This window comes from Aporhodopirellula rubra (assembly GCF_014192335.1).
Classification (GTDB): Bacteria; Planctomycetota; Planctomycetia; order Pirellulales; family Pirellulaceae; genus Rhodopirellula; species Rhodopirellula rubra.
The window spans coordinates 162697-177345 of record NZ_JACHXU010000015.1 but is presented as its reverse complement, the minus strand read 5'-3'; the positions used below and the strand labels follow the sequence as shown (position 1 = coordinate 177345).

The following is a 14649-nucleotide window of genomic DNA, read 5'->3' as shown; positions in this document are numbered from 1 at the left end:
CTCGAGAGCAACCGGACGGCAAGCGGGTTCTAGAGATCTGCGGATCGATTAGAACAAGAAGATCGTGTCGAATCCGAAGGTGAACTGATCGTCGGCGTCATCTTCCAGAATTCCGGTGGAGTCGCCATCGACCCAATCCCAGCGGATTTCAGGACGCATGATGACGTTCGAGTGAGGCTTGATGTTCAAGCCAGTCGTCAATGCGTAGATGTCGTTGTCGGAGTTGTAGATGCCTTCGTTGGCGTCGTACCATTCGAAACGTCCGCCCAGCGCCAATTTGTCGCTGAGGGTGTAAAGGAGGTACTGGTTGATGCCGAACGTGCTGCGTGAGGTTGCACCAGCGGCGTCTTCGGTGTCGAGGTAGTCGCTTTGGAAGATGTATTCCAAGTTGTCGCTGACGGCATAGTCGAACACGATCGAGTGCATGTAGCCGCGTTCGGAGTCTCCGCCACCAGTCTTGTCTTCGCCGAAGCGACCGAAGACGGTTGCGTAGGTCATCGTCAAACCGTCACACAGACCCATCGACGCACCACCGAGGAACGCGTCGCCGTTGTTTTCGAAGCCGCTGTCCCAGCCAGTGACCCATCCGCCGTAGACCGACAGATCGTCCGATGCGTTGTAGGTTGCCAATGCACCGGTGTGGGTGAAGGGCTCGCTGTTGTACATCGTGTAAGCGTGGCTGTAGAAGAAGTTGTCAGGAGCTCCAACAACTTCCCATCCGATGATGGTGTAGAAGTGTCCGAGTTTGACCGACAGGTCTCCGTAACCGGCTTCGACGTAGGCTTGAGGAAGGGCGTGACCGTAGTCACCACCGTTGTCCCAGCCGTTGTCCCAGTGGTCGTTGTTGATACCGAACGACTGAGTGTCAGGTCCGTCGGTACCATAGATGTAGTCGAGGCGACCACCGATGTCGAAACCGTTCGAGGTGTCGATGGCTTTCTCTGCGTACAACCATGCTTGGTGGAGTTGAACTTCATCTGCACGGCTGTTGAACAAAGGCACTGCTTTGCTGTGATAGCCGATGCTGGCCCATCCACCGACGGTGATTCCGTGTCCGATGTCGCCGAAGAGCGAGCATGGGTCGTCGAGGCAACCGCCTGCGAGGTCATCGAGGCAGCTAGTGGCAGCACAACCGCTGTCACATCCGCCATCGCAGCAGGAGGTGTCGTCGCAGCATGCGATTTCGCAGCCGCATTCTGGTTCGCAGCACGAGCCGTCGTCGCAACCTGGATCGCAGCATACTGGTTCGCACCCGCATACTGGCTCGCCGCAGTCGCAGCTGGTTTCGCAGAAGGAAACCATGTTGATATCGTTTGCAGTCGCAGTGGTCAGGTTGTGTGCGTTGATTCCGCATGCAACGGCTGCGATCAGGGCTAATTTACTAAGCTTCATTGCTTTCTCCGTGTTTGTCCCAATCCAATTGGGTCGATTTTTGTGGCACCAAGGTAAATGTCGGTGTGGCCAGACGATCGAAGCGACACACTCACGTGAGTGCATTACGTTTCGAACCTCCGCAGCCGAAAAAGCATTTTTTCGGACCTGCCGGACTCTCCCACTGCGCCTGCCGCCACTGGCGATCGTGTTTGAGACTAAAAGGCTGTTTCCGGTTCCACACCGGGTCGTCGCAAACTTCATCGGTGTCCTGAGGCGAAATCCCACGGTCTAGCTGCTGTAAAACGAAACGATCGGCCAAATCGTGTTCCTAACATCCACAAGACAACGGTCACAAAAGCTGCGTTGACTTTGACGGTCAGTGGTGGTTTGGCAGATAGGCCGTACAGAGAACGGGATTTGCGGCGGTCCTGTGTACCTAAAGGCCATTTGCAGGTAATTGGAACGCCTATCATGCGGCGCTCCACACCTGGGGTGTTTTAGCTCCCCTTGGTGGAATATTCCCGTCGATCCCACCGACCATGAGGCCGCGCCAGCCGGGGATATCATCCGAAAGCGAATCCTGCTTTCCTTCAAAGCCGAAAGTCGCTATTCTACCGGGCTTCCAAACAAAAAAACTTGCCCCGGTGCGTCTGTTCGCCCGGTGCTTTTCACGATCACATCACATTTATTTACGGCGGCGGAGAATTCGATGGCACGACAATGCGAAGCGTGCGGCAAAAAAGTACAGGTGGGCAATCGGGTCGAAACACGCGGGAAAGCGAAATATCTCGGTGGTGTCGGTACCAAAATCACCGGTTGTACTCGCCGTAAATTTGTCCCGAACCTGCAACGTGTTCACGTCACCCTGCCCAGTGGCGAAAACAAGACCGTTCGAGTTTGCGTGCAGTGCATCCGCAGCGGTGTCGTTCGCAAAACGGTCAAGACCAAGCCTTTTGACGTCAGCGGCGCGAAGAAATAGTGTCAGGCAACGTCGATATCGATAAACTCGCTCGATTGGCCAAACTCGATCTCACCGAACAGGAGAGAGAGAGTTTCGGCCGCCAAGTGGGCGAGATTTTGACGTTCGTCGAACAACTCTCTCAGCTCGATACCGAGGGTGTCGAGCCGATGACCAGTGCGCTGGATGTCCAAAACCGGTTTCGCGATGACGTCCCCGGTGAGAGTTTTACTCCCGAAGTCGCGACTGCTTCCGCTCCTGCTTCTCAGGACGGCTTCTTTTTAGTCCCACCTGTTCTCGGCGCCGCCGCAACAGGCAAAGACAGCTAGAATTTCCTGGAATGATGTCGCCTTACTTTCGGGCGACTGAATTCTGACGAATCCAGGTTCTGTGTTCGGGCAAGTCCTTCTTTGAAATGCTCTCGAGACGGACGTTTCTTTTGCATCTTGTCGTGTTGAACACGTCTGGGTTGGGTTCGAGAGCCGGCGTGTGAGGATTTCGCTGCTAGTTACTGGTCGTAGCCAATTGTGCCTTCCATCCTGCCTTAAACTGAGCCAATAATTCGGCAACGAGTTCGGGCTGAGCGTCTGCGACGTTGATCGTTTCTGACGGATCCAGTTGGTGATCGTACAATTCGACGTCGACCGGATCTGCCGACGCGTCACGGTAGTCTTGCCACACCACGAGCCGATAGCGATCCGTCCGCATCGTATAACCCATCAAATGCTTCTCGAATAAGTCTCGATCCCACTTGTCGCCTTGTTGACGAATGATGCGGCCTTCGACCTCTTGAATCAGTGGGCCAAAGAACGTTTCACGCATCCCGGCCGACAACGGATTTGCCGCCCATTCGCGGAGTGCGGGGTTGGGGAATTGGCTAAACACGGCTGACTTCCATGATCGATGAGGAGCTTGCAAGAGCGGTAGGAAGCTTTGTCCTTCCAAGTGATCGGGTTGAGCGATGCCAGCCAATTCGCAAAAGGTAGGGTACATGTCGACCAGCTCTACCAACGCATCGGTCTTGGATCCGCGAACGGCCTCGGGCATATCGGGAGTCCAGATCATCAATGGAACGCGTGTTGCAATTTCGTAATTGGTCGCTTTGCCCCAGATTCCCATGTCACCGAGGTGCCAGCCATGGTCTCCCCAGACGATGATGATCGTGTTGTCGCGGACGCCCGCATCCTCCAGAGCGGCAATCATTCGGCCGAGCTGAGCGTCGACGTAGCTGACGCATGCCAGATACGCGTGCTTGAGTGTGCGAGACATCTGTGGGTCAATCGGGCCGCTCTTGGGGATACCGTCGCGAACGCGTAGTTCGAACGAAGGATGCAGGCCCATGGCCGCTCCGTTCTTCGGTGGCGCGGTGTGTGCAGCAAGTGGGATGTCGTTGGGGTCGTAGAGGTCCCAGTATCGTTTGGGTGCAATGAATTCGAGGTGCGGTTTCTTCATTCCAAGGCCGAGGAAAAATGGCTTGGCGTTGTCGGCGACTAACTCTTTCAGCGTGGCGATCGCGGAGTCGGTGTTGTAACCGTCTTCATAGGTGTTGTCAGGAACATCAGCCGCTTCGTAGGCGGGGCCGTGGATCAGCCCGTTGCCGGCGATCGCTCTGCCGTATTTCGCGTCAAGGATTTCTTTGTTCTTACGCCAGATCGCTTGGTTTTCAGGCAGTGCGTAACCGCCTGCCGTTTGGATTCGTTTGACCTTTGGTCTCGTCGGTTGGCGACTCCATGACGTTCCGCGATCGGCAGTCGGATCGTTGTGAAAGATTTTTCCGGCGTAAACGGCTTCGTATCCGTTTGCGATGAAGTGTTGCGGGAGGGTTACGATGTCCGGATTGAGATCCCGGAAGTACGCGTAGTTTTCGACCACGCCGATCGTGTCCGGCCGTGCTCCGGTCATCAGACTCGCGCGGGAAGGGCTGCAGATCGCCTGCTGGCAATAGGCGCGGTTGAATAACAAACCTTGCAATGCCAACTTGTCGAGGTTGGGAGTGATCGCGATCTCAGAACCGTAGCAACCGAGTTCTGGTCGTAAGTCATCGATGGCCAGAAACAGAACATTTGGACGATCAGCAGCTTGGCTGGTTGCGGAGATAAAGAGCAGCAACAGGCACAGTTTGGGGATGATCTTCATCAGCATGATTCCTGAGAGCGTCTTCGCGGATTTCAAAAGGAGTCTGTCGAAAAGGTGCTAACCACGTAGCCGCGTCTCTCCGAAATTCGGAGGAGAAGGATGCGATTGTCATGGTGGCAGTCTTGCAGAGACTGACCTACATGAATGTCTGCGTGGTTCTGGTGGAAGGAACAGCCTGTCAGGCTATTTGGCCCAATAAGCTTTCTTCTCTTTGCCCGATGCGATGCCGTCTTGGTCGGCGTCGATTTGTTGGAAGGTTGCTTCCACTTTTTCCTGGTTCCAATTCCACCCGTTCTTTTTCCACTTCGCTTTTTCCAAAGCGATGAAGTGTTCTAGCGTGCTGTCACCGCGTTTCAGTTTGACGCCCGCTTCGGTTTTCTGGGGAATATTGACAACTGGTTCGGCGACGTCGCTATCCGTCACGTGGGTGACCGGACGAAGCGGTGGTGCACCGACTTCGATCTCAAACGCTTTGTCAAAGTGAGGCATGTCTGATTCATGCCATTTGTCACGAGCGACCGGTGAATCGAAGAATAGAGGCTCCGCGTGCGTTTGGCTCCATTTTTCTGCGGCAGCGACCAACTCTTGGAGTCGTTCGGGATTACTGGAAGCCAAGTCATTGAGTTCCCCAAGGTCTTCCGTAATGTTGAACAGCCGCCAAGGTTGGTTAGAGTATCGGACTGCTTTCCAATCGCCGCGCCGTGCACTGACGTCGCTATAACCGGCGCGATGCCGCATCGCGAAAATTACATCGTTTGGCCGTGGGTTGGTTCCATTGCTCATGTCAGCGAGGATGTTTTTTCCATCTAGTTTTTTGCTGTTCGGTATTTCGGCGTCTGCGAGTGCGGCGAAGGTGGGATAGAAGTCCAGTGCCGAAACGGGATAGTCGAATTTCTGGGCAGGGATTTTATCCGGCCAGTGGAAGAACATTGGAACCCGAAAACCGCCTTCCCATGTATCACCCTTCACTCCACGAAAGGGGGCGTTGGAAGATCCGAAAACCGACTTGCCACCATTGTCGCTCAGGAAAATCACCAGCGTGTTGTCGAATTTGCCTTGCTGTTTCAGCGTTTGAGTGACGAGACCGACTCCACGGTCGACCGCCGTTACCATGCCGGCAACCACCCGTCGTTTTTGATTCTTGATGTGCGAGTTTGCCGCGAGATCTTCCTCCTTCGCTTCCATCGGCGAGTGTGGTGCGTTGTATGCGAGGTACATAAAAAACGGTTTGTCTTTCGCGGATGCTTCGTTGATAAAGCGGACAGCTTGTTTGGAAAGGGCGTCAGTCAGGTATTCGTCTTCCGCGGTTCGTTTGCCGTTGTGTTGGAGTGGCAACAGATAGTCATTGATGCGTACCTTGCCCGCTCGTTTTTGTCGGTCGTAGGCGGCGGAGTATTGCTCAGGGAAATAGTTGTGACCGCCGCCGAGGAATCCGTAGAAGTCGTCGAAGCCACGATTGTTCGGGTGGTAATCAGCTTCTTCTCCTAGGTGCCATTTTCCAATCGCACCGGTGGTATACCCCGCATTTTGAAGCACGGTGCTGATCATCGTTTCTTCTCGGGGAATTCCGAGTTTGTTGTAATCGTCCATCCCGATATGCGTTGGTGGCAAATTGTATTGGCCGCCGAATGCGTGCGGGTATCGTCCCGACATCATCCCCATGCGGCTGGGGCCACAGAACGGATGGGCAACGTAGCCTGACGTGCAAATCGTGCCCGCCTTGGCGAGCGAATCCAAATTGGGAGTGCGAATGTCGGGGGCACCGCTAAAGCCGACGTCCGAATATCCCAAGTCATCGCACATGATGACCACGATGTTTGGGCGAGAAGACGATTCTGCAACGACGTTTGATGCAATGAAAGGAATCAGAATCCAAATCGGTAGCCACGCAGTATTCATTTGATGTGACATTCTTTCGTAGGACGGTGTCGGCAGATCATGCCAGGGATTCATTGATTTCGAAGATTCGCTGCGTTTACGAAGAGTAAGTTGCAATCGTTGGATTCTGAACGGCTACTTCCAGACGACGGGAAGCCAGACCGTCATCTCTGCATTGCCGCGGTTAGACCATGCGTAATACGGAACAAATCGAACCGACGTACTCTTCCATTCGGGGTTGCCAATCGGTCCGTACATCGATGTTCGCTCATCCGTCTTGACCCGCACGTTTCCGACGAGAGTCGTGATTCCATCGAGAACATCGGGATCGTTTTGCTTCCTGAGTAGAATGTCACTGGGGACATAGACATCCAACGTGCGAACACCTTCGGGTAAATCTGGCGACTCGAGGCAGTAAACCAATGGCCCCACTTTGATCGCCGTCTGGTTGCGAGTTTCTTCGATGAAGGGATGCCCTTTCATCAGTTTGACATCCATCGGTAGTTTGAGTTCGATGGTATCACCGGCATGCCATGCACGAAGGATTTTCGCAAAAGTTCCCGGTTTGGTCTCGACACGGGATTCTTTCCCGTTGACGAGCAATGTGCAGTGTTCAGCCCATCCGGGGATTCGTACCAATAATTCAAACGGATCGGGCTTGCACGCATCGATCGTAATTTTGATATCTCCGTCCCATGGAAAACAGGAGTCTTGGTGTAGCTTGATCTCGGTGCCGTCAAGAAGTTTCGTTGTCAAACGATTACCGCCGAATAGATTTACGGTCACACCGTTGGGTGTCAGGCTGTAGGCCCACCCCGAAATTTTAGCGATGGTGCGAACCAAGTTTGGTGGGCAACAGAAGCATTCGATGTATGGTTCTCGGTTGGCCGATTCGGTGCAGTCTCGATTGTCCTGGTATTCGCGTTGCCCGTGGTTGTACCGCAGTGGATTGGCGTAGAAGTAGTGTTTGCCGTCGGCGCTGATACCCACCAACGCGCTGTTGTAGGCCACCAATTCCATGATGTCGGCATATTTGGAATCGCCTTTGATGCCGAGTAACCGGTAATTGAACATGGCATTAGCGATGTTGGCACAGGTCTCGTTGTATGCCGTTGCGTTGGGCATCAGATACGCGTCGAGGAAACCTTCCTCGATTTTGTCGCGGCGAGTTGACGCGCCGAAATGTGCTTGGCCGACTGCACCGGTGACGTACATCTTTTGATTGGCGACGTTGTCCCACAGTCGATCGAGGGCATCGATCAATGCCTGTTCACCGGTTTCGGCATACACATCCGCGGCACCCGCGTAGTAGTAGAGTGCCAACACGGCGTGTCCAACTGCTTCGGTTTCTTCTCGCAGCGGAACGCGTTCCTGGACCATGTCGCCGATCGGATACCCTTCCGTACTGGAGTCTTCGACAACTTCGGATTTGCCGCGGTTGTTAATGAAAATCTCGGCAAGTTCGAGATAGCGTTTGTCTTTGGTCGTGCGATAGAGTTCGGTCAAACCCATGATCTGAGATTGATTGAAACCGAACCGAGAGAGCTCTTTGGGTTGGGGGTGGAATCGTTTGTAAAGCAGGTCGGCGTTCTTGATCGCAATATCGAGAAAGTTGGTCTTGCCTGTCACGCGATGATGGACGCAGGCGCTGGTGTAGAGGTGACCGCAATTGTACATCTCGTGATATTTGCGATTAGAAAAGTGAGCGATACCATCGATCTGGATGTTGGTGTGCAGGTAGCCATCGCCCTCCTGTGCCTTCCCGATGACTTCGATAATTTCGTCAAGTTCGTCGACAATTTTAGAGTCCTGGTTGACGGCGTAGATGTAGACCGCCGCCTCCATCCATTTGAAAAAGTCTCCGTCGTGCCAAGCAAAACCCTGATGTTTGCCCTCTTTTAGACCTGCCGCAATTTTGAAGTTGTTGTAGCCGTGTCCAATATCGCCTTTGAGTAGGGTGCCCATGTGGGGCACCATGATCTCTTCACATTGCCGGAATTTGTCTGCCCAGAATCCCTCCGTCCATTGGCATTCACCGATGCCGATGTTCTTAAGTTTGACGTGAGGACTGTTGGATGTGTCGATCATAACTCTTAACGAATCGTGGAAGTATTGAACGCGACGGGCGTCACTGAAATTCTGAATTACAGCAAGGAAATGATGTTCAGGATGAGTTTACGTGGTTGCTCCGTTCGTTCGCAGTGTTGTTTCGATTTCCTCGATGCTCATGTTCTTGGTTTCTTTTAGTGTGAAGAACAAAATCACCAACCCGGCGAATACGGTTCCGGCGTAAAAAAGGAACACGGACGTCATTCCCATGCTCTCAAGTTGTCGCGGGAAAAAAAACTGAACGAGCCAACTCGTCAGACTGGTCACAATCGTGAAGAAGGGAATCGCGATGCCACGAAGCGAAACGGGGAAGATCTCTGAGAACAGAACCCACATCACCGGGCCGACGGAAAAGTGGAACGCGGCGATGAAGCTGAGGATGCCGAATAGGACCAGTTTTGCGTCGATTTGGATCGAGGCGTCCAGGATCGTTCCCATGTGTTTGTTCGCATCGTCGGGGCCCAATGTGTCGCGAATCGCCTGTTTGAATTCGATGTCGCTGGTATGTTGGACTCCCGCGATGGATTGAAGTCGGCTTACTTCGCTGAGAGCGTTTTGTTCGTCGGCTTCGATGGCAGCAATTGTTTGTTCGCTGACGACGTAGCGAGCGTTGTGGAACGCGTAGGCACAGATGCCCAGGCTCGCAATGATCCAAACCATTCCCCAGATAATCAGCGGGCGACGGCCGAGTCGATCAACGAGTAGTAGCCCCATGACCGTAAATACGATGCTGGTCAGACCAACCCATATGGCTTGCACGAACGCGGCGTCTGAGCCAATACCGAGTTGTTTGAAAATTGTTTGAGCGTAGAACAAGACCGCGTTGATGCCCGTGGATTGTTGTGCAATCGCAATCGTCAATGCTATCACAAACGTCAATCGCATCGGTTTGCCAAAGATCCCCCGTAACTGTGCTTGGATGGAATGGTCATCGGTGGTTTTGTGGATACTTTCACGAACCTCGGCCACGTGGGCATCGATCTCATCCTCGGGCATCAGTTTGCGCAAGGTCTGCTTTGCGTCTTCGTCCCGATGTTGAAACACAAACCACGATGGGCTTTCCGGGATGAACAATAGGAGCCCGAACCAGAGTACGGCGAACGGTACTTCAGACCCCAGCATCCAACGCCACGTGCTGGTGTCGAGTCCCATGTTGACCACCCAGGGTGCACCGGACGTCGCCCAGTGATTGATCAGGTAGTTGACGAAGTAAGCGCCCGATAACCCGATCACGATATTGATTTGGGTCATCGAAACGAGTTTTCCTCGTAGTTTGGGTGGTGCGATCTCGCCGATGTACATGGACGCCAGTGAGATGGAGCTGAATGCGAGACCACCTAAGAAACGAGCGGCAACCAAAGTCCAGTAACTCGGGGCCAGTGACGAACAGATTGCGGAGACCAGGTAGAGGATTGCGATCAAGAGGATCGCTTTTTTGCGCCCGAACTGATTGCAGATGTAGCCCGCAAACGGCAGAGCGACCAGAACACCCAACGCGGGAGCGCTGACGGCGGTTCCGAGTTGCTCGGGCGTTAACGAGAACTCGGCCGTGATGTAATCGATCGTTCCTGAAATGAGAGCTGCATCGAGCCCGAACAGAAAGCCTCCCATCGCGACGATCGTTGAGTAAATCATCGCGTTCGTCTTGTAAGAATTCATGTTGGGCTTCGTCGAACATTTGGGGGTGTTGGCAATCGGAGCAGCGATGATCCGATGAGTACAATTTAGCTGGTTCGAATGGCGTACGGTTACTTCAGCGAAGCCTTCTTTTTGGCAAACCATTTTTGACGTTCGATTCCCGAAGCGACTCCGTCGTTGTTGACATCGATTTCTTCAAAGTTGGATTCCACCTTTTCGCGATTCCATGGCCAGCCGTTGCTTTCCCACTTGGCTTTCTCCATGGCGACAAATTGCGATTTGCTCATTGAATGGCCAGCGACCTCGTTGTCGAGTTGGTTGCCGGATCGGGTTTTCGTTTTTACTTTCGAGCCGTTTGATTGTTTGTTGGGTGTCGATGACTCTGCGATGGTGTTTTTGTTTCTCCAGACACGCACGTAGTCGACCAACATTTCTGTCGGAAAGCCCTCTCGAGTCGTGTTTTCGAGGACCGCTTCGCGTCCACCGTTTTTGTAGGTTTCAAACGGCCGTCGCAAACCCAACGACAAGGTGATGTGCATGGGAAGATGCCAGTAGAGATTGGGTTTGCGTGCTACTTCCTTGCCATCGATGTACCAGATGACAAAGTCTTTGTTGTTCTCAACGCCGTAGACGTGAAAATCCTTGCGAGGGTCAAACGAAGCGTGATATTCGTTTTTGTTCGTTTCCGGGTGTGTGCCAGGACGGATCCACTGTCGCTTGCCATCGCGAATCAAAACGGCGTGAAGGTTGCAGTCGATGATATCAACGCCGTTATTTTGCTTGGTCGTGTCGTTGTATTCCCCCTGCTGAAGTTCGATGACGTCGATCTCGGAATAGGCAACGGTTTCTCCATCCGTTGCCATGAAACGATTCTCAGGTCCCTTGCTGTGCAACCAAAATGCCGGAGAAGCACCCGGGAACAAATCACATCCCTTCACGCGTGCTTCAAAATAGCCATACGTTGCCGTTGTGTATTGGCGGGCAATTCCAGATTTGTAGGCGAGTTTATTGTTACCTCGTTGGTGGTCTTCTTGCACCATTCGCAGATGCATGATGCCGTCGAGTTGAAAAGTATTTTCGGGTTCCCAACTCCATGTTCCCAAATCTTCGGTATTGATGTTCCATTTCGCCGTGTCAACTTGGTCGCTATCAAATTCATCCGATTGGTTTGATACGAACTCCCAATCTCCTGGGCTATTTTGGAAAATTTCCCCTACGGGAGACGGTTCTAACGCCATCAACGGCGAGGCCATCAGTAAGAGGAGAATAGGTGCGAAGAGTGAGTGGCTGGCGATCGGACTTATCGTTTTCATGGCGACGTGGGGGAGATGGTCGATGCGGATATGGCGTTTCATTTTGACGCTTCAGAGCGTTGGATAGCGATCTCATCGAGATAGATAAGATTTTTGCCGCTGGGGGTGTTAACGCGGTCAATGGAGATCTTCAAACGATCTGAATCGGTGGAGGATTGTTCTTTTGTGAACGACTGAGTGACCGTTACCCACTCACCCTTCTCGCACGACGTCAGGTCGATTGCAGGAAGTTCGAAGGTTGGATCCGCGAGAGAAAACTGGATTTTCTCTGCAGTGCTATTGGAATCGACCCAAACTTTCACGGTGAAATCGTAGGTGCCCGCGGCAATATCAACGGACCCTTCGGGGCCTTCAACGAAAACGTCGTTTGCGGAAAGTTCGTCTTCGGTCGTCAACATCAGGCTGCGTGTGCCGGATGCGAATTCCTTGTGCCGGACGATTGAGAAGTGTTTCGCTGATGCATCATTGATGCGCCAGAACTGTTGATAGTCATTGTTGACTGAACTTTCGGGGACCAGATCCAGCGGCCGTGGGTTCTCTTGAAACAGGAACGGACCTTCGAAGCCGAAGAAGGCACGATCGAGGAGGTTGGATTGCGACTGCTGCCAAACCCGAAGATATTCGATTTCAAAATCGGTAGGCAGTTCATCTTCAGTTGGGAGACCGAGCCAAACGAAGATCTCGGAGTCCAACCAAATTTCTAGTGGGTTGGTCAGCACCCAGTTCTTGCCTTCTTGTTCCTGAGTGGTTTCATAAACGAGTTCGCCGTCGATAAAACACTTCAGGTAATCTTCGCCCCATTCGCAACCAAAGACGTGAAAGTCATCTGCGACGCGGTAGGGGAGTTTCTTTTTGTAACCGAACTTTCTCGTCGGGCGCTTCGCCGGTGGCTGCCAGTCGTGCACGCTCATTTTGGTGCTGTCTTCTTGGATATCATTGCCGGCGTTGGGGTTACCCATCTGTTCGTAGATATCGAGTTCTGATTCGTAGCCGATGGCCCAGAACGCGGCGGTCATCGCCGAATCACCCGGCTTGGATTTGACTTCCATGTATCCGTTTAGAAAACGTTTGCGACTGACCACGCCTCCGGTCGTGACGGGGACGTCTTTGCCTTCGTGGGTTCGGTAGGTATTGCCTTCATGTCCTTCGTCTTTGGCAAAATTGAATGCCGGTTCCCATTGTGACCGGATCTTCAGTTTGCCGTCTTCGACGATCACGTTATGGGGAGCAAATTGCGAAGGTGCCCGGCCCTTCCAGATGTAGTAGTCACCATTATTCCCTTCGACAAACCATTTCGACTGGTCAATTTCGTCGCCTTCGAACTCATCACTGATATCTTCGCGAAGGCTCCAGTTGCCTGAGTTGGATGGGTCGGACGCGGGTGACACCGTACCGGGGTGTTTGGGTGCCGGAGCCTTCGAAGTGAGGTGATTGTCTTGTGCCTGCGTGTTGGCGGACGCGAATAGCAGGAGACTGATGCCGAGGAGGTTTCGCGCTACGGAGAAATTTTGGCTAGCGATTCTCATGGTTAGTTCGTTGACTTGGCAAACATGAAATTGAGATAGAAAGCGATCGATATGGTTGGGGATATCAATGAGTTCGTATTAGTATTTTTTGGCGGGTGGCGATCGGAATTGGTCTGTCCGCCGGGATGACCATCCTTCTTCTGCCCGGCGAAGCATAAACAGGGGGCGTTCGAGTTCGAGTTCCCACGCGAACATGCTGCGAAAGAGACGTTTGACGATCTCAGGGTGCTGGCGGGCGAGATCGTGTTGTTCGGCGGGGTCTTTGGCGAGGTCGAACAACTCCGCAGGGCGGTCTGGGAAACGTAGTAACTTCCAATCGCCTTCTCGAATGGCGCCACGCGTTTCCATTTTCCAGTGCAGCGTTTTGTGCGGTAATGTGGAGGTGTCGCCTTGCAGAAAAGGCAACATGTTAGTGCCGTCGAGGTCGTCAATCTTCGAGGGATCACCGCCGCCTGCGGCGATGAATGTGGGCAGGAGATCGAGCGTAATAAGCGGCGAGTCAAAAACCGAATCACCTTTTAACTTGTTCGGCCATGAGACGATTCCCGGGACGCGAATGCCGCCCTCGAGTTGTGTGCCTTTCACTCCGCTCAAGGGATAGTTGCTCGATCCGTTTTTATCCATCGGACCGCCGTTGTCATTGGTGAACACAACGAGAGTGTTTTCGCTGACGCCGAGCGCGTTGAGTTTGTCGAGGATTTTGCCGCATGCACGATCCATCGACAGCATCATTTGGGCGGCGGTTCGGCGAGTCCCATCCAATTGAGGAAACGAGTCTTTGTCATTCGGGTCCGCTTGCATTGGGGTATGCACTGCGGTGAAAGAAACGTAGGCAAAGAAGGGAGAATCCTGGTTGCGCTCAATGAACTCGCATGCTTCATCCGCGATCGCGTTGGTCAGGTAACCGTCGTGTTCTTGATAGTTTTCAAAGTTGCGTTCGATTAGGTTTTCGCGCGCGGTCTGGTTTGGATTTTCATACGCAAAGAAACTCCGGGCGCCACCTCGCATCCCGTAGAACTCGTCAAATCCGCGGCGGAGCGGGTGGTATCGATCGGCGACACCCATGTGCCACTTGCCAAACACGGCCGTGCGATAGCCTAGGTCCTGCAGATGGTTCCCCATCGTCTTTAAATGAGTCGGCAAACCCATTTCATCACCGAGCAGTTTGCTGTGCGAACTCATGATTCCGGGAACGTTGATTTCCTCGTAACCGAATCGCTGTTGATAGCGACCCGAGAGCAATCCTGCACGAGATGGGCCGCACGTTTCTCCCGACACGTAGAACTGGGTTAGCCGGACGCCGGACTTTGCGAGTTTGTCTAAATGGGGCGTTTTGAAATGGCGACTGCCTTGAAAACCGAAGTCGCCGTACCCTGCGTCGTCGGCAAAGAGCAAGACAATATTCGGCTTTTCCGCTGCCAGGCAACATGCCGGTAGAAGCATGGCTGCTGCGATGAACAGGATCCGCGAGGCGTGCATGGTCGATGTCCCACGTTGAGGTGAATTCCGGTAGGTGATATTGTAATACAAAAAGAGGAGGGCGTCGTCAATGGGGTGATGGTATTTAATAGAGGGCGATTAAGCGAATGACGGATCCGTTGGGGACGTCGGCGGATCCGTCGCCATCTTTTCCAGACGGTTTTCGTGCGCTATCGGGGCCGTACGGCGCATGGTTGCTGAGGTCGCGGGGCCGTTGAGAGCTGGTAGAAATCGCGTG

10 protein-coding genes are annotated in these 14649 nt (G+C 53.2%); 2 read left to right on the top strand and 8 right to left on the bottom strand.

Going from position 1 to position 14649, the window contains the following annotated elements; genetic code table 11:
• Positions 1-48: 48 nt before the first annotated feature.
• A complete protein-coding gene (locus FHS27_RS19770) occupies positions 49-1392 on the bottom strand; it encodes an outer membrane beta-barrel protein (protein WP_246420278.1) in 1344 nt (447 codons plus the stop codon).
• Positions 1393-2083: 691 nt separating this feature from the next.
• Here FHS27_RS19770 and rpmB point away from each other — a divergent pair.
• Both rpmB and gatC read left to right on the top strand, forming a co-directional pair.
• A complete protein-coding gene (rpmB, locus tag FHS27_RS19765; protein WP_044257295.1) occupies positions 2084-2353 on the top strand; it encodes a 50S ribosomal protein L28 in 270 nt (89 codons plus the stop codon).
• Positions 2353-2661 carry an Asp-tRNA(Asn)/Glu-tRNA(Gln) amidotransferase subunit GatC gene (gene gatC, locus FHS27_RS19760; protein WP_184306588.1) on the top strand — a complete coding sequence of 103 codons (309 nt, stop codon included), beginning with the start codon at positions 2353-2355 and terminating at the stop codon, positions 2659-2661. Before rpmB ends, gatC begins: the two co-directional genes overlap by 1 nt.
• Positions 2662-2836: 175 nt before the next feature.
• Here the strand turns inward: gatC and FHS27_RS19755 are convergent, their stop codons facing one another.
• The 7 genes from FHS27_RS19755 to FHS27_RS19725 form a co-directional block, all read right to left on the bottom strand.
• Entirely contained in the window at positions 2837-4468 is a 1632-nt protein-coding gene (locus FHS27_RS19755) for a sulfatase (protein ID WP_246420277.1), read from the bottom strand.
• 183 nt (positions 4469-4651) lie between these two features.
• Positions 4652-6367: a sulfatase-like hydrolase/transferase gene (locus FHS27_RS19750; RefSeq protein ID WP_246420275.1), complete on the bottom strand. Its 1716-nt coding sequence runs from the start codon at positions 6365-6367 to the stop codon at positions 4652-4654.
• Positions 6368-6481: 114 nt separating this feature from the next.
• Complete coding sequence (locus FHS27_RS19745) at positions 6482-8434, bottom strand: glycoside hydrolase family 127 protein (protein WP_184306586.1); 1953 nt, start codon at positions 8432-8434, stop codon at positions 6482-6484.
• Positions 8435-8521: 87 nt separating this feature from the next.
• A complete protein-coding gene (locus FHS27_RS19740; RefSeq protein ID WP_261363947.1) occupies positions 8522-10237 on the bottom strand; it encodes a sugar porter family MFS transporter in 1716 nt (571 codons plus the stop codon).
• On the bottom strand, positions 10204-11406 hold the full coding sequence (locus FHS27_RS19735; protein ID WP_184306584.1) for a kappa-carrageenase: 1203 nt from the start codon (positions 11404-11406) through the stop codon (positions 10204-10206). The genes FHS27_RS19740 and FHS27_RS19735 overlap by 34 nt, the downstream gene beginning before the upstream one ends.
• 38 nt (positions 11407-11444) lie before the next feature.
• A complete protein-coding gene (locus FHS27_RS19730) occupies positions 11445-12932 on the bottom strand; it encodes a family 16 glycosylhydrolase (protein WP_246420273.1) in 1488 nt (495 codons plus the stop codon).
• Between the two features lie 78 nt (positions 12933-13010).
• Complete coding sequence (locus FHS27_RS19725) at positions 13011-14411, bottom strand: sulfatase-like hydrolase/transferase (protein WP_184306583.1); 1401 nt, start codon at positions 14409-14411, stop codon at positions 13011-13013.
• Between the last annotated feature and the right edge of the window lie 238 nt (positions 14412-14649).